Annotated in this window: 17 protein-coding genes; 9 read left to right on the top strand and 8 right to left on the bottom strand. The window is 43.3% G+C overall.

The window, feature by feature from the left end; genetic code table 11:
* Positions 1–39: 39 nt before the first annotated feature.
* Positions 40–330: a hypothetical protein gene (locus P0M28_RS21205; protein ID WP_302204926.1), complete on the bottom strand. Its 291-nt coding sequence runs from the start codon at positions 328–330 to the stop codon at positions 40–42.
* A gap of 439 nt (positions 331–769) precedes the next feature.
* On the opposite strand from P0M28_RS21205, the gene P0M28_RS21200 reads away from it, so the two are divergent.
* The 3 genes from P0M28_RS21200 (at position 770) to P0M28_RS21190 (ending at position 2667) form a co-directional block, all read left to right on the top strand.
* Positions 770–1333: a Crp/Fnr family transcriptional regulator gene (locus P0M28_RS21200; RefSeq protein WP_302204924.1), complete on the top strand. Its 564-nt coding sequence runs from the start codon at positions 770–772 to the stop codon at positions 1331–1333.
* A gap of 105 nt (positions 1334–1438) precedes the next feature.
* A complete protein-coding gene (locus P0M28_RS21195; RefSeq protein ID WP_302204922.1) occupies positions 1439–2335 on the top strand; it encodes an alpha/beta fold hydrolase in 897 nt (298 codons plus the stop codon).
* A 74-nt stretch (positions 2336–2409) separates the two neighbouring features.
* The gene (locus tag P0M28_RS21190; RefSeq protein WP_302204920.1) at positions 2410–2667 is read left to right on the top strand and encodes a Sec-independent protein translocase subunit TatA/TatB; all 258 of its coding nucleotides are present in this window, start codon (positions 2410–2412) and stop codon (positions 2665–2667) included.
* Positions 2668–2735: 68 nt separating this feature from the next.
* Here the strand turns inward: P0M28_RS21190 and asnB are convergent, their stop codons facing one another.
* The 4 genes from asnB to P0M28_RS21170 form a co-directional block, all read right to left on the bottom strand.
* Positions 2736–4652: an asparagine synthase (glutamine-hydrolyzing) gene (gene asnB / locus P0M28_RS21185; RefSeq protein ID WP_302210932.1), complete on the bottom strand. Its 1917-nt coding sequence runs from the start codon at positions 4650–4652 to the stop codon at positions 2736–2738.
* Positions 4653–4700: 48 nt separating this feature from the next.
* Entirely contained in the window at positions 4701–5123 is a 423-nt protein-coding gene (locus P0M28_RS21180; protein WP_302204918.1) for a septal ring lytic transglycosylase RlpA family protein, read from the bottom strand.
* A 74-nt stretch (positions 5124–5197) separates the two neighbouring features.
* The gene (locus P0M28_RS21175; protein ID WP_302204916.1) at positions 5198–5782 is read right to left on the bottom strand and encodes a YdeI/OmpD-associated family protein; all 585 of its coding nucleotides are present in this window, start codon (positions 5780–5782) and stop codon (positions 5198–5200) included.
* 8 nt (positions 5783–5790) lie between these two features.
* Complete coding sequence (locus P0M28_RS21170; protein ID WP_302204914.1) at positions 5791–6159, bottom strand: hypothetical protein; 369 nt, start codon at positions 6157–6159, stop codon at positions 5791–5793.
* Positions 6160–6262: 103 nt separating this feature from the next.
* On the opposite strand from P0M28_RS21170, the gene P0M28_RS21165 reads away from it, so the two are divergent.
* On the top strand, positions 6263–7240 hold the full coding sequence (locus tag P0M28_RS21165; RefSeq protein WP_302204913.1) for a Gfo/Idh/MocA family protein: 978 nt from the start codon (positions 6263–6265) through the stop codon (positions 7238–7240).
* A 2-nt stretch (positions 7241–7242) separates the two neighbouring features.
* On the opposite strand, the gene P0M28_RS31140 is transcribed toward P0M28_RS21165, so the two are convergent.
* Together P0M28_RS31140 and P0M28_RS21160 are read right to left on the bottom strand one after the other, a co-directional pair.
* Positions 7243–7464, bottom strand: coding sequence for a HigA family addiction module antitoxin (locus P0M28_RS31140; protein ID WP_367281921.1), 222 nt, complete (start codon positions 7462–7464; stop codon positions 7243–7245).
* A 60-nt stretch (positions 7465–7524) separates the two neighbouring features.
* Complete coding sequence (locus tag P0M28_RS21160; RefSeq protein WP_302204911.1) at positions 7525–7845, bottom strand: type II toxin-antitoxin system RelE/ParE family toxin; 321 nt, start codon at positions 7843–7845, stop codon at positions 7525–7527.
* A gap of 230 nt (positions 7846–8075) precedes the next feature.
* Between P0M28_RS21160 and P0M28_RS21155 the strand changes: the two genes are divergently transcribed.
* From P0M28_RS21155 to P0M28_RS21145, 3 genes are all read left to right on the top strand, one after another.
* Entirely contained in the window at positions 8076–9125 is a 1050-nt protein-coding gene (locus tag P0M28_RS21155) for an alpha/beta fold hydrolase (protein ID WP_302204909.1), read from the top strand.
* 123 nt (positions 9126–9248) lie between these two features.
* On the top strand, positions 9249–9911 hold the full coding sequence (locus tag P0M28_RS21150) for a hypothetical protein (RefSeq protein WP_302204908.1): 663 nt from the start codon (positions 9249–9251) through the stop codon (positions 9909–9911).
* 918 nt (positions 9912–10829) lie between these two features.
* Positions 10830–11606: a bacteriorhodopsin-like gene (locus P0M28_RS21145; protein ID WP_302204907.1), complete on the top strand. Its 777-nt coding sequence runs from the start codon at positions 10830–10832 to the stop codon at positions 11604–11606.
* A 61-nt stretch (positions 11607–11667) separates the two neighbouring features.
* On the opposite strand, the gene P0M28_RS21140 is transcribed toward P0M28_RS21145, so the two are convergent.
* A complete protein-coding gene (locus P0M28_RS21140) occupies positions 11668–12138 on the bottom strand; it encodes a nuclear transport factor 2 family protein (protein ID WP_302204905.1) in 471 nt (156 codons plus the stop codon).
* Positions 12139–12401: 263 nt separating this feature from the next.
* Between P0M28_RS21140 and P0M28_RS21135 the strand changes: the two genes are divergently transcribed.
* Positions 12402–13649 carry a putative DNA modification/repair radical SAM protein gene (locus tag P0M28_RS21135; protein WP_302204904.1) on the top strand — a complete coding sequence of 416 codons (1248 nt, stop codon included), beginning with the start codon at positions 12402–12404 and terminating at the stop codon, positions 13647–13649.
* A 3-nt stretch (positions 13650–13652) separates the two neighbouring features.
* A complete protein-coding gene (locus P0M28_RS21130; protein WP_302204902.1) occupies positions 13653–14411 on the top strand; it encodes a TIGR03915 family putative DNA repair protein in 759 nt (252 codons plus the stop codon).
* Positions 14412–14449 lie beyond the last annotated feature (38 nt).

Raw genomic sequence — 14449 nt, 5'->3', positions numbered from 1 at the left:
ATTTGAGTCGGAGCTTTTTTGCTTTTCGCGCGTTTTCGGCTATCTGTCACTTCGTTCAAAAAACAGCAAGGTCTCATCATCGGGTCGTAGAGCCTCAAAGCGATGACTGAAGTAATTTAGAATGACATAAGTATCTAATCCATCAGAGCTAGTGATCAGTAGCTCCCTGCTTTGCTGATTGTAAGACCAATCTCCTTCTATCGTTCCACCACTGTTGAAAGTGATAGCATAGCGACTATTAGGTCTAAATTGAAAAGTGGCTTGATTGAACGCAGGAATATTAGCGTCAATTTGCCATGACCCAACGAAATAGTCACGGTTCAGTGACATCAACTCATCATCGTCAGAACACTGAGCGAAAAGGACAATCAGAAAAATAGCTGTTTCATGCTAAAGAAGTTGATAGTGTTGCACTCATGTTACTAGGGCGTGCTGGCATTCAAACTTAAACGGCGTTTTTGGTCTCTTTTCAGGCCACTATGCGTTACCGGACCCCGGCGGCTTTCGGCGACCGATGCTCGGCATCGCTCTTCTCAAGTGTCGCGCCACGATGGCCTTTATTGGCCCGAAAATAGCCTCAAAACCACTCGTTAGCATGAATGTCAACACGCCCTAGCCCTAAAAATAAAACAGTCAGTTTAGTGATAATATTTTTTAAATTGGCTGATGTTATCGTAGTTTTTTTTCATGGTTCCAATAACAAGACAATACTGTTTACAAACGGTATCACCTCAGTCAAAACTGGTAGAGTGATGGATAATTAGTTAGTATGATTAGAACATTCCTTCAATCCATTCACTCGGTAGACACTGAGATTTTGGAAAATTATTTAGCCTACTGGCAACCATTTCACTGTCCAAAGAAAACAATTATCACCTTTCAGGGACAAAGGGAGCGGTATATTTATTTTGTGGAAGAAGGCATTCAGAAGTCGTACTACCTGCATCAAGGCAAACCCCACGTAATTGCGTTTACCTACCCGCCCTCTTTCTCCGGTATTCCGGAGTCATTTATCACCCAAACCCCATCTCATTATTTTTTAGAGAGTATCACTGATAGTACGTTTCTACGAATTTCCTACGAGCAACACCAGCAACTGATGCAGCAACACCGACCTATTGAAACTTTAGTGCGAAAGGCCACCGAACTAGTACTGGTCGGGCTGGTTCAGCGGCAGTACGAACTGATGGCATTGGATATTCAGAGCCGATTTACTGCTTTCGTCAAGCGTAGTCCCCACTTGCTCAACATGGTTCCGCACAAGGATTTAGCTTCTTATCTGCGAATTGACCCTACCAACTTTAGTAAGCTGCTGAGTTCAGTAAAGATCTGAGCTTGTAAAGCTAAAATCTTGGTGTAGACCAAGATTCTCTATTCGGCAATTCATGACCTTTGTTGAGAACTCAATTAAACATTGTTGTACTTCACAAAATAGATCATGGAAAATAGATCACCCAATTGGTTAGATACCGAACTGTACCCTTTTAAATCTCATCACCTTTCTCTTTCATCGGGTCAGATGCACTACGTTGACGAAGGACAAGGCGAGATTATTTTATTCGTTCATGGAACGCCCACTTGGTCATTTCTTTACCGTAATTTTATTACAAAGTTTGCTAAAGACTACCGCTGCATTGCCGTAGATCATCTGGGTTTTGGTTTATCGGATAAGCCAGAAAACTTTGCGTACCGTCCGCAAGATCATGCCGAAAACTTATCGGAGTTTATTCAAAAATTAGATTTACAGAACATTACGCTCGTCGTACATGATTTTGGTGGCCCAATTGGGTTAGGAGCTGCCCTAGACCAACCGAAGCGTATTAAGCAGGTGGTGCTATTTAATACTTGGCTGTGGGAAACGGCTTCTAATCCGGCCGTGAAAAAGATTGACAAAATTACCCGTAGCTGGCTAGGCAAATTCCTATATCTGCACCTAAACTTTTCACCGAAGGTACTACTCAAAAAAGGGTTTGCTGACAAGAAGAAGCTATCTAAAAGAGTTCATCAACAATACACTCGTCCGTTTCCAACCAAAGCTTCCCGACAATCGTTACTCAGGCTTGCCCAATCGCTGCATGGTTCTTCGGCCTGGTATCAGGAGCAGTGGGAGAAACTGGATGTTTTGAGTGAAAAGCCCTGGCTTATTCTGTGGGGAACCCACGATGAATTTATTACCACTGACTATCTGAAACATTGGACAGATAGACTGCCCCAAGCCAAAGTAAAAACCTGGGGTTGTGGTCATTTTGTGCAAGAAGAGCACCCGAACGAAACTATTACTGCTCTAAAGGCATTTTTAGTTGGAGAGAAAGTTAGCGCATACAACTACAGGTGAGCGATTAGTCCGATTATTCACTTGTTTTCTGTTAGTAATTTTCTTATCTAAGTGATGAAGTAAACCACGTAATTATGACTACTCTATTATTTATTGGTGGCCTGGGCGGATGGGAAATTCTGCTGATTGTTACGATCATACTAATTTTTTTTGGTGCGAAGAAGATTCCGGAGTTGGCTCGGGGACTAGGAACGGGTATGCGGGAGTTTAAAAATGCGACCAAAGAAATTAAAGACGAGGTAGAAAGAGACAACCATCAAGAGCCAAAGCAAACCGTAACTACTCCTCCTACCGAGGCGAGCAAAATAGAGACCGGAGACCAAAATAAGTAAAAGTTGACAATGGATAATTGATAGTTGAAATTTGAAACTACTATCCATTATCAACTTTCCATTTTCCATTAGCTACTATATTGCTTCCACCACCTCTGGAAAACTACTAGTGCCCAGATGGTAGCGTGTACATCGCCCGGGTTAGAGGAAAATAGTTGTTTCTTCAACGATCTGATTTCTTCAACGCTAAAGATACCTTGCTCCTCAATAAACTGGTCGCCTAGCAGATCGTGGGTAATTGCGCTTTTTAGCTCGGTACGAAACCAAGGTAGTAACGGTACTTCAAAACCATGCTTGGGTCGCTGATAAAGTTCGGGCGGTAGCATATCCCGAAAAGTATCTTGCACAATTCGCTTCTTCATCTGCCGATTAATTTTACTTTCTTCCGGTAATTGAAAAGCAAACTCTACTACTTCATGGTCTAAAAAGGGTACCCGCACCTCTAACCCGTTGGCCATCGACATTAAATCTACTTTCGTTAGCATATCGTTAGGCAAAACCAATTGCGTATCAGCAAGTAGCACTTGATTGATGTTCTCAGCCGCATCCGAAATGGGCGTAAGCCACTGAGACTGACGAGATTTGTTTTCTTCCAACGACAGTTGCACTCGTGAATTGCTGCTCAACAGGCGACTGGCTTTTTCAGAAGTTAGAAACGTAGCCCAGCGCCAGTAGCGTTCTTTGGGACTTAACTGCATTCCTGTGGCAAATCGCTCAAATTGACGGACTTTGTTTGATAGCCAACCGTTTCTGGATTGAGGCATTCGCTGCCAGAGTGGTAATCCTGAAGCTACTATTTTTTCTTGCCAGCCGGGATGCATTGCCCGATAGGCTGCCAAATGCTTGTTGTAGCCAGAAAATATTTCGTCCGCCCCATCACCTGAAAGAGCTACGGTTACCCGTTGTTTGGTTTCTTTACTTAAAATATACACCGATAAAGCCGACGAATCAGCAAACGGCTCACTCAGATAATCCAGTACACTGTGCAGATGGCGGTACAGATCGTCGTTGGTGAGGGAGAATACCGTATGGTTAGTCTCAAACTTATCGGCAACGAGCTTGGCGTACTTAGTTTCGTCGAAGAACGGTTCATCGCGGTAGCCAATAGAAAACGTATTGAATGAATCTACGTGCTGCCGGGCTAGTCCGGTAATCACCGAAGAATCGATACCTCCGCTTAGAAAAGAACCTAGTGGCACATCGGCTACTAACCTGCGTTGCACCGATTGGTCGAGCAGCGCTCGCAGCTGCTGCTGCTGATCTTGGTAAGAAAGAGAGGCCGCCACTTGGTCAGACGAATTGAGTTGTAGCTCGTAATAAGTTCCTACGCTTACCCGCTCTTCATTTCCTTTAGCAACTTCCAGGTACTGCCCCGGCAACAGTTTTCTCACGTTCTTGAAGATAGTGTAAGGTGCCGGAATATAGTTCAGTTGCAAATAGTGGTAGAGCGATGAGTAATCAAGTTGCTTTTCTACTCCAAAAGCAAGCAGTGATTTCATCTCGGAAGCGAAGAAGAACTTATCTTCATCAGAATAATACAGCAATGGTTTAATACCAAACCGATCGCGGGCTAACCACATCCGATTTTCTTCAGCGTCAAAAAAAGCAAAGGCAAAGAATCCATTCACTTCAGCCAACCCAGCGATGCCACGGTGAATCAGCCAGTACAATAATACTTCCGTGTCGGATTGGGAAACGAAGTCGATATTAGCTCCGTTCAGCTTCTGCCGCAGTTCTTGGTAATTATAAATCTCACCGTTGAAGACAATAGTGTAGCGTCCACTAGCGTCTCGCATCGGTTGACTTCCTTCCCGCGAAGTGTCAATAATGGACAAGCGACGGTGCCCTAGTCCCACATGGTCTAGCAGATCGTGCTGCCCAAAGTCAGGCCCACGCGACTCCAACGCATCGGTAGCCGCGGCCAGCTTAATCATATGAAACTTGCCTAGCTCATTAAAAGCGTACAATCCGGTAATTCCGCACATAAGTGATGACTGATGACTGATGACTGATGACTGAAAATTAATCATTATTCATTCATCATCAATCATTATTGTACGCAAACTATCCGCTACTTCGGTAGATAGTATAGCTTTTACTGTGACGGGGGCAACGCCAGCTTGGATGATGCCAATTTGCTGGGCAGCAGCGCGAGATAAGTCAATAATGCGACTGGCGTGATACGGCCCCCGGTCGTTAATAGTGACGGTCACTTCTTGCTTCGTAGCGGGGTTAATAACTTGTACTTTGGTTCCGAACGGTAAATGACGGTGGGCAGCGGTCAGGCTATCAGGGTGATAGACCTCTCCGCTCGCGGTGCGGTTTCCGGCTAGGGAGTTGGCGTAGTAGGAAGCTTTTCCACGTTGGGTAAAATTGTACGCAGGTTTTTCAGCCACTTGCGACGAGCAAGCCAGCATCAGTAGCCATATTCCTAACAATAGCATCGGTGATTTCATAGCGAGATTAATTGCCGTTTCTTCCCAAATCACAAAATGCGTACCCAAGCCGTTACTATTACGGTACAAGTACTTTATCCGTCAAAATTGGCTTTTAGGTTTTGTGCGGCCATCGCTACCGTTTTAGCTACTCGTTTTTGCCGGGTTTCCAGGCGTTTCGCACTGATAATCCACCATAAAATTCCTTTTTTGTAGGTAGGTGCAAACGCGGTGAAGTATTTCGCTGCCGTTGGGTTATTAGCTAATGCCTGCTGCAAATCATTCGGAATCTCGAGGGCCTCAACTGGATCGTAGATTGTCCAAGAACCGTTTTCTTTAGCAGCATCAATTTTAGCTAACCCAGTTTCGGTCATTCTCCCATCTTCCAACAAGAAAGCTACTCGTTTTTTATTCAGCTTACTCCACGGGCTTTTAATATTACGCGGTGAAAATAGCTGCTTAAACCGTTCATCGTCTAGCTTATTCGGCACACTATCAATCCAACCATAGCAAAGGGCTTCTTCTACGGCTTCGTCGTAGGTAACGGTAGGTTTACCCGCCCCCTTCTTGTAATATACCAACCACACTCCATCGGCGCTAAGGTGGTTTTCGGCTAGCCAGTCGCGCCACTGCTGCCGGGTTTCGGGGTAATACTGTGGAAAATCTTTACGGATAGCCATACCAAATTTTACGTCTCTGAAGGGTTTTTGGTCTCTAAGTGCTGCACAGTTTGCTTGATTTCACTCAGCTCTCGCTGAATATCGCGCAGCACTGGGTTAGAACTAGATAGGTTCCGTAGTTCTTCTTCCCGTAGCCCAAAACGAGAATCTAAATAGCCAATAATGATTGAACCAACAATAAATAGTACAAACAGAATCGGAATAGAAATGTAAATGTATTGAAAGATCAATTGGCCGAATGGTTCGTCACGAAAGGCCTCCATAAAGACAACTCCAATCATAAAAAACTGAATGTAGCCGATGTACATCCGAGCGCGATCAATGTACACCTTCCAGCGAATAAGCGTAGGCTTGTTTAGCTTAATGTGTGCTAGCATAATAATTTTGTTTTTACCAAAATACAACGAAATACGCTAAAACTATTTCACTAGGAGCATCCTTTCTTTTGATTTTGTAACTTCCCCCGGCAAACAAAATAGTATGAGTGAAAGAGTAATCCGATGGGGCATGATTGGTGCGGGCGATGTAGCCGAAGTAAAAAGCGGCCCGGCCTTTCAAAAAGTAGAAAACTCTCAATTACTTGCTTTAATGCGACGCAATGCTGAGAAGGCCGCTGACTTCGCCCGTCGCCACCAAGTACCCGAATGGTACGATGATGCTGCCCAAATGCTGGAGCAAGCCGATATTAATACAGTGTATGTCGCCACCCCTCCCGATTCGCACTTAGAATACACGTTGATGGCGCTAGAAGCTGGAAAGGATGTGTATTTAGAAAAACCGATGGCGATGAGTGCAGAGGAATGTCAAACCATTAATAAAGCGGTAGCCCAGAGTGGTCGTAAATTGGTAGTAGCCCACTACCGACGGGCGTTGCCTGCTTTCCAAAAAGTTAAAACCTTGCTTACTGACGGAGCGATCGGTACTCCTAAACTAGCGTTGCTACGAATTTTACAACCCGCCGAATCATCTATTATCGCTCAAACCGAAACTAACTGGCGAGTGCAACCTGATGTATCAGGCGGAGGGTTATTTCACGACATTGCCCCCCACCAGATTGATCTGATGCTACATTACTTTGGCCAGCCAGCTTCTTACACCGGAAACGCCCTTAATCAGGCACACTTATACGAAGCCGACGATACGGTAACCGGCTCTATCATTTTTGAGAACCAAGTCATATTTCAGGGAACCTGGTGCTTTTCGGTACCCGAAGCGTTTGCTCAGGAAGAAGTGCAGATTATTGGTAGTGAAGGAAAGATTACGTTTACTTTCTACGGTAGCGAAGTTCATCTTCAGCAAGGTAGTCAGCCGCAGACTTTTTCTTTTGAGCACCCTCCTCACATTCAGCAACCCATGATTGAGCAAGTAGTCCGCTATTTTCGGGGAGAAGCCGAAAATCCTTGCTCGGGTGAAGTTGGGGAAGAAGTAATTCGGATTATGGAAGGTTTTACCGTGTAAAACTACAGTTTTTGCATCTGTGCCTCTTCTAGCCGGGCAACATCAAGGAAGTATTCACCCTGCACTCGCATCCAGAAACTAGCATCAATGCCGAGAGTTCGCCCAATTTTCAGGGCTAATTGAGCAGTGAGGTTACGCTTACCTTTAATAATTTCGTTCAGGTGCGGTGGTCTCAGTCCAACTTCCGAAGCGAAAGCTTTCTGCTTAATTTCTCGGGCCTCCAGTTCATCGGCTCAATATTAAAATCTAGCAGGTTATTATCTACCAAGTTTTATGTCAAAAACTCACTGATAGTGTTTGTTCATTTCTTCGCTTATAACCTCTTCCTCCATGACTCGGTCAAGTTGTATTTCTCTTTCCAACACAGTTACAATGATTCGGTATTGTTTATTGACTCTTAGTGAATGGTAACCTTTCAAATTTCCAGCCAATGCTTCAAACCGTAACCCTTTGAACTGCCGAAGCATATTTGTATTTTCTACTTGCGATACTGTTCTAATGACCCGGCGATATCTCTTTACAATATCTTGAGAAAACTTAGGTTTACCGATAGGTGCGCTAGTATAAAGCTTTTCCCAGTACTCTTCGCGAAACGAAACCTTCATTATTCATATTTTTGAGATTTTTTGGTGTTTGATAACAACGTTATCCAATTCCCATGAAGGAAACATCATTCGAGGTTCCCAAAAACAGGGAATTTCCCTACGATTACCAAAAACAGGGAATTTACCATTGAAAAGAATATCTTCAGATAGTTGATCTAGATACAAGACTTGTTATTACATTCATAATTGAAAAGTTAGCCTATTTGGTATTATAAGTAGCCACATTATTTATGACAAAAAATCTTACCATAGTCGTTTGTTTTACGGCGTTTCTTGCTTGTGGAGCGTTCGCCCAGCCTACCAAAAACGACCAAGAATCAGTTTTTAAACAGGCTAAACAGGGTTTTGAGGCGTTTGAGCGCGAACATGGGCACTTCATTCAGACTCCGAATGTTCGGATGCACTACTTAACTTGGGGCGATTCTGCGGATGTCCCACTTATTTGGTTACCGGGTAGTTTCAGTAATGGATACGAATTAAGAAACGTGGCCGATGCTCTCACTGAGGCCGGATACTATCTAATTGCCGTAGATTACTACGGACACGGACAAACCCCAGTACCGCAACAGGAAGTATCGCTCTACCATATTGCTGATGATGTAAAATATTTGATGGATGCCATGAGCATTGACCGGGCCATGATTGGCGGATGGTCGAGAGGCGGATATATCAGTACCGCTTTCTACGATACCTACCCTGAAAACACATTGGGTTTAATACTAGAAGATGGTGGGTCAGTAGCAACCAATTATAACTACCATCGGCTAGAACCAGACAGCCTGACCCAACTGATAGCTTCCTTTGAGGTAGAAAAATATGTTCAGACCGACACAGCATTTGCCAGCAAACAAGCGGCTTTCTTCAGTTTATACGATAAGGACGATACAACTAACCAATTCCATCTGCTTTCCTACATCAAAGAAGTTGCACCCGACAAATGGGCAGTAAACCCGGGGCTATTCCAGCTATTTCATCACAGTAGTAGTGAACAAATCGCGAATAATATCCTTCGCCCGGCGAGCGTTCCACTGTTTGCCGCGTCTATGACTTTGATAGAACCTCGAATCATATTCCGAAACCTAGATGTACCAGTGCTTATCTTGGACGCAACCCATGCGGACGATCTTTTTCCGTTTGAAGCAGCCAACCGAGCTTTACAAGCCAATCATCCTACATTGATCAACCACATTGTTTTTGAAGACACCGGACATAATATTCATAGCGAACGGCCTGAGCAATTCATTCAACATCTAAGCAATTTCTTAAATGAGGTAAGGTAGCAGTAGCGTCTTTCTTTAACTACCTGCAACAACGGAAAATACCCTCCCCTTTTTTAAATAACTCCATTAACCTTTAGCTCTCAGCAGGTATGATAGGTAAAACCAAACTTAATCGCACCTATCATGAACAAGATTATTTTTACTTTACTGGCAGTCATTGGCTTGGCGGTTTTTTCCTCAGATGTTTCGGCACAATTTATCCGCTCTATTTACACCAGTCCTGATTTTGAGCAACTGGCCAAAGACCATAAAACGCTGGCTATTATTCCGTTTGATGCCACGGTAAAACTTCGACCTAAGCAAATGAAGGATATGTCTGCTGATGACCTGGCTCGGATGGAAGAGCAGGAAGGTGAGTCAGTACAAAGTGCGTTGTACTCCTACTTTCTAAGACGGAAATCTAAACATAACTTTCGCGTTGACTTCCAGGATGTGACGCGCACGAATGCCTTACTAGCCAAAAATGGGATTGCTTACGATGTTTTAGGCGAATACACTTCTGAAGATCTAGCGGAAATATTGGAGGTAGATGGCATCATATCGGGTCTTCTGGTTACGGATAAGCCCATGTCAGACGCTGGTGCTGTGGCCGTAGGAGTATTATTTGGCATTTCTACTGCTACCAACTCAGGAAAGGTAGCGGTAAACATTAACGACGGTGCTACCGGAGAGTTGCTCTGGAAATACGAGAAAGCACTATCCCGCGAATTGGGCAGCGACACCAACCAAATTATTAATGCCCTGATGCGAAAGGCCTCTCGCAAATTCCCCTACATCGATAAGTAACTTTCTTTTAGTCCGGTAGACGTTCTTTTCTGACAAGCCTCAGCCTAGCTATTGGGGCTTTTTGTAGGTAACTACTATTTTCTGTTGTAACATTTCTGATAGCTATTTGCTGCAACAACATTGCTTTTGCAGTATTACCAAAAGACAAAGTATTTTACGCATAGGGCACATACGTAAGTTTTCACCTAGTATCTGATTTACCTTTACGTAAGGCTGGGGTATTTTTGCTACATGAAAGTTATCGCGCAACAAACCATTGTCCGCCTGAAGGAAAAGGTACTACATTGGCTGTTAGAATCATACCAAATGCGCTGGCACAATCAGGTACTCTGTTATTAATCCTCCGACAGATTCATACGCATAAGGCTCAATTTTCAGCGAAGCAATATGATGATCCCAGCATAATTTTACAGTTGCTACTGTGCTTATCCGATTTTCAAAATAGGTTCTACCACAGGCATCTTTTACTAATCCTGATCTATCAGCGGTTAGATCAGCAGCGTGCCACTAGCCCATCAATTAGTCAATAATTCAGGTAATCTGGTTATTAAATCTGAAGAAAATAACCAGAGAAAGTAGTTCTCTATTGATAGCTGCATTATTGTTTGTTTAACAAATAGTAAGGTTTCCCCAAAAGTACAGTAGCCCTTCATGGCATGTAGTTACCCCTCCAAAACATCTATATCTTTTGTTTATATTTTCACCGATTTATTTTCACAACAAAGGAAGGCAATTTCCCATCTAATATTGTATAATATTGACACGCGTTAACCTATTTTTATACAAAATCACTTTTTATGATAGCAATTAATCTATTCTTTTTAAGAACCAGATAAAATAATGTGTAATTATTTGTGTAAATTATTAAACAATTAATCTGCATACTGTTTATTATATGAACTAAAATACTAAACAATTATGGAAACCTTATTTCTTGCGGACATCGTGGAGATTCCAGTCGATGATCCGGTGGCTTTTACTTTTTTCACCGGCTACATGGCTATGTTTGCTGCCTCTATTTTTTTCTTCTTCGAGCGTAGCCGGGTAGATGGAAAGTGGAAATTATCTTTGCTCATTTCTGGACTTATTACTGGAATTGCGGCAGTGCATTATTACTACATGCGAGATTATTACACTATTACCGGAGACAACCCTACCGTACTGCGGTACATTGACTGGACGCTGACTGTCCCGTTGATGTGCGTAGAATTTTACTTATTACTTCGCCCAGCTGGTGCCAAAATTGGGTTGATGTGGCGATTTATTGCTGCTGCGGTACTTATGTTGGTAGCAGGCTACATTGGTGAAGGATTTTACCGAGACAACGGTACTATGAATATTTTGTGGGGAGTAATTTCCACGATAGGTTGGGCAATTATTATCTACGAAATCTGGTTTGGTTCGGCGAAAAGTTTAGCTGCTCAGACCAACAGTGCAGTAGTAAAGAAAGGATTTAAGAACTTAGCTCTGTTTGCTACTATTGGCTGGGGAATTTACCCTATTGGGTACATGCTTCTACCAGGCAACTTGTTGTCATTTACCGGAATAGATACAGCTAATATGGATTTAATCTACAATATTGGTGATGCGGTGAATAAAATTGGTTTTGGTTTAGTGGTATACGCTACCGCCATAGGATCTAGCAAATCTGGAACAACAACCAGTTACGACAAACGAGATACCGTTACTGCCTAGTTTTTCACTACAGTACAGATAAAGAAAAGCACTACAATAATACTGTAGTGCTTTTCTTTGTTCAGATGCTTACTTCGTCATTCAGTTCTTCTATCTGAATTAATGAGCTATGGTAACGAGCTTCTTTCCATTCTTGTGCTACCTTTTTCCAGATGATTGTAGCGATAACCGAAAAGCGCATTCGCTTCTCACCTACCACAAACATTTGGTCAAAGTCTACCACACTGTAGCCCATATCGTCAGTTTGCTGGGCTTCGTAGTTGGTAATTTCTGACCAGGTTTCCGCTTGCATCTGATCCAATGTTTTAAACAAGCCCGAAAACCATTTCTCCCATCCGGCTCGGTCACGAATAATCTCCGACCCACCTTCGGTATTGATATCGACAATACCGTAGTCATCATCGCAAATCTGCGACAAGCGATTAAAGTTATGATCCCGCACACAATCTAGCATCTCTAGAGTAAGGTCAAAGAAAGGCTTTTGAAGCATTTTTGGCGGGTAATCAGGCGCATTAGCTGTTAAAGTATTCATGAGTTAATAATTGTTAGGTGATACTAGCACTACCGTATAAACCACATTTTTGTTTAACTTTTTATAAATCTACATTACACATAACTACACCATCTTTCGTAATAAAACCCATTACATATACTTATACTAAGTAATAAATTACACTCATCTTTATTTAACAAACAATGCTTTTTGAGCAAAAAATGATTAAAATTAGCCTTTCACAATCTGAGTGTAAAGAAAGTTGTACTGAACACTTATCATAAAATTCTTGTTTTAAGAATATGCCTCAACCTGTGACTGAGAAATTAGCCATTCTGGCCGATGCGGCCAAATACGACGTAAGCTGCGCTTCTAGCGGAAGCAATCGCAAGAATACTAAGGATGGGCTAGGCAACTCCCAAGGAATGGGTATCTGCCATACGTATACCCAAGACGGTCGCTGCGTTTCGCTACTAAAAATTTTGCTGACCAACTACTGTATTTTTGACTGTGCCTACTGTGTTAGCCGTCGTTCCAACGATATTAAGCGAGCTGCTTTCACGGTGCAGGAAGTAGTAGACTTAACAATTAACTTCTACAAGCGCAACTATATTGAAGGGCTATTCTTAAGCTCTGGCATCTTCAAGAATACAGACTATACTATGGAGCGACTGGTAAGAATTGCCAAAAAATTACGCACCGAACATAAATTCAATGGCTACATCCACCTGAAAGCAATTCCGGGTGCAAGTGATGAGTTGATTCATGAAGCAGGCTTATACGCCGACCGACTGAGTGTAAACCTAGAAATTCCTTCCGAGGAAAGCTTGAAAAAGGTGGCTCCAGAAAAAGACTATGCGTCGGCCTACCAGCCTATGAACTTTCTAGCCGAATCTATTACTGGCTATCGAGAGGAAAAGAAAACGTTACGTTCAGCTCCTACCTTTACTCCCGGCGGACAGAGCACGCAGTTGGTGGTAGGAGCTACTCCGGAAAAAGATTATCATATTTTACACTTGGCCAACAGTTTGTACCAAGAACAGCAACTACGCCGGGTATACTATTCGGGTTACGTGCCCATTAGCAACGATCAGCGATTACCCGTACTAAAAAGTCCCCCATTGGTTCGGGAAAACCGACTGTACCAAGCTGATTGGTTGCTCCGCAGCTATGGGTTTAATGTCGATGAACTGGTGGATGAGCAATACCCGGATTTGGATCAAGAGGTAGACCCAAAACTAGGTTACGCCTTGCGGCATCCCGAACAATTTCCGGTAGACATGAATACGGCACCTTACGAACTCATTCTGCGGATTCCGGGAGTAGGAGTCAAGTCAGCGCAAAAAATTGTGCAGGCTCGTCGGTTTGGTAAGCTGCGCGCCGAACACCTTAAAAAGATTGGCATTGTTTGGAAACGCGCCCGCTACTTTCTGATTACGGCCGACTCAGACTTTCGCTGGCTAGGTTTTCACCCCGAGCATCTGAAGCAGCGAATTTTGAGCGAGCAAGCCCAACCGAAGTTCTCTCCTCAACTCAGCTTATTCGGTTAACGTATGGTATATACCTACGACGGATCATTTGAAGGATTATTATCGGTAGTCTTTGAAAGCTATCGCCTGGGTGCGGTAGAAGAAATTTCCGAAGAATCTGCTTTTCAGCCTGGTCTGTTTGGCGAGCCGATCTTTGTACCCACTAACCCCGAACACAACCAACGTGTAAAAAAGAAGTTAATCCAGCAGTGTGGGTCAGATGTAGTAACTATCCTCTATCATATTTTTCTGTCCGAACAGCTCCAGGTAGAAATGCTAATTTATCGATTTGTAAAGCTGGCTGTAAGCAGCTCGGGGAATGTGCTGAATAACTTTCGGGAGCCAATCATATTACAAGTACATCGTATCAAAAAGCAGATTCACCGGGAGGTACATCGGATGCACGCTTTTGTCCGCTTCCAGCAAACGCAGGAGGGCTTGTACGCTGCATTGATCAATCCTGACTTTAATGTACTACCGCTACTGCCCCCGCACTTCACCCAACGCTATCCGGCTTTCCGCTGGCTGATTTACGACACCAAACGACGTTATGGCCTCTATTACGAACCTTACACCGCTCGTTTTATTACGCTAGACTCTTCTCAACACCAGCTAGCTCCTCAACTACTTACTAATGCTGAAAAAGAGTATCAGCAATTATGGCGTACCTACTTCCAACACGTCAATATTCCCGAACGGCGCAACGATAAATTACACCTTCAGCACGTACCCCGCCGCTACTGGCAATTTTTGGTGGAAAAACAAGAAGATACCTCCCGGTAAGTTAAAATTTTTCTGCTTCATCAGGTGACATTTTCGAT

Source organism: Tunicatimonas pelagia, from assembly GCF_030506325.1.
Taxonomy (GTDB): domain Bacteria; phylum Bacteroidota; class Bacteroidia; order Cytophagales; family Cyclobacteriaceae; genus Tunicatimonas; species Tunicatimonas pelagia.
Note: the sequence above shows the minus strand (reverse complement) of the source record. Positions and strands in the feature narration are given on the sequence as shown.

Excerpts from the sequence above, each read along its gene's own strand:
- P0M28_RS21205 (WP_302204926.1), bottom strand. The coding sequence starts at position 330 with ATGTCACTGAACCGTGACTATTTCGTTGGGTCATGGCAAATTGACGCT.
- P0M28_RS21200 (WP_302204924.1), top strand. The coding sequence starts at position 770 with ATGATTAGAACATTCCTTCAATCCATTCACTCGGTAGACACTGAGATT.
- P0M28_RS21195 (WP_302204922.1), top strand. The coding sequence starts at position 1,439 with ATGGAAAATAGATCACCCAATTGGTTAGATACCGAACTGTACCCTTTT.
- P0M28_RS21190 (WP_302204920.1), top strand. The coding sequence starts at position 2,410 with ATGACTACTCTATTATTTATTGGTGGCCTGGGCGGATGGGAAATTCTG.
- asnB (WP_302210932.1), bottom strand. The coding sequence starts at position 4,652 with ATGTGCGGAATTACCGGATTGTACGCTTTTAATGAGCTAGGCAAGTTT.
- P0M28_RS21180 (WP_302204918.1), bottom strand. The coding sequence starts at position 5,123 with ATGAAATCACCGATGCTATTGTTAGGAATATGGCTACTGATGCTGGCT.
- P0M28_RS21175 (WP_302204916.1), bottom strand. The coding sequence starts at position 5,782 with ATGGCTATCCGTAAAGATTTTCCACAGTATTACCCCGAAACCCGGCAG.
- P0M28_RS21170 (WP_302204914.1), bottom strand. The coding sequence starts at position 6,159 with ATGCTAGCACACATTAAGCTAAACAAGCCTACGCTTATTCGCTGGAAG.
- P0M28_RS21165 (WP_302204913.1), top strand. The coding sequence starts at position 6,263 with ATGAGTGAAAGAGTAATCCGATGGGGCATGATTGGTGCGGGCGATGTA.
- P0M28_RS21160 (WP_302204911.1), bottom strand. The coding sequence starts at position 7,845 with ATGAAGGTTTCGTTTCGCGAAGAGTACTGGGAAAAGCTTTATACTAGC.
- P0M28_RS21155 (WP_302204909.1), top strand. The coding sequence starts at position 8,076 with ATGACAAAAAATCTTACCATAGTCGTTTGTTTTACGGCGTTTCTTGCT.
- P0M28_RS21150 (WP_302204908.1), top strand. The coding sequence starts at position 9,249 with ATGAACAAGATTATTTTTACTTTACTGGCAGTCATTGGCTTGGCGGTT.
- P0M28_RS21145 (WP_302204907.1), top strand. The coding sequence starts at position 10,830 with ATGGAAACCTTATTTCTTGCGGACATCGTGGAGATTCCAGTCGATGAT.
- P0M28_RS21140 (WP_302204905.1), bottom strand. The coding sequence starts at position 12,138 with ATGAATACTTTAACAGCTAATGCGCCTGATTACCCGCCAAAAATGCTT.
- P0M28_RS21135 (WP_302204904.1), top strand. The coding sequence starts at position 12,402 with ATGCCTCAACCTGTGACTGAGAAATTAGCCATTCTGGCCGATGCGGCC.
- P0M28_RS21130 (WP_302204902.1), top strand. The coding sequence starts at position 13,653 with ATGGTATATACCTACGACGGATCATTTGAAGGATTATTATCGGTAGTC.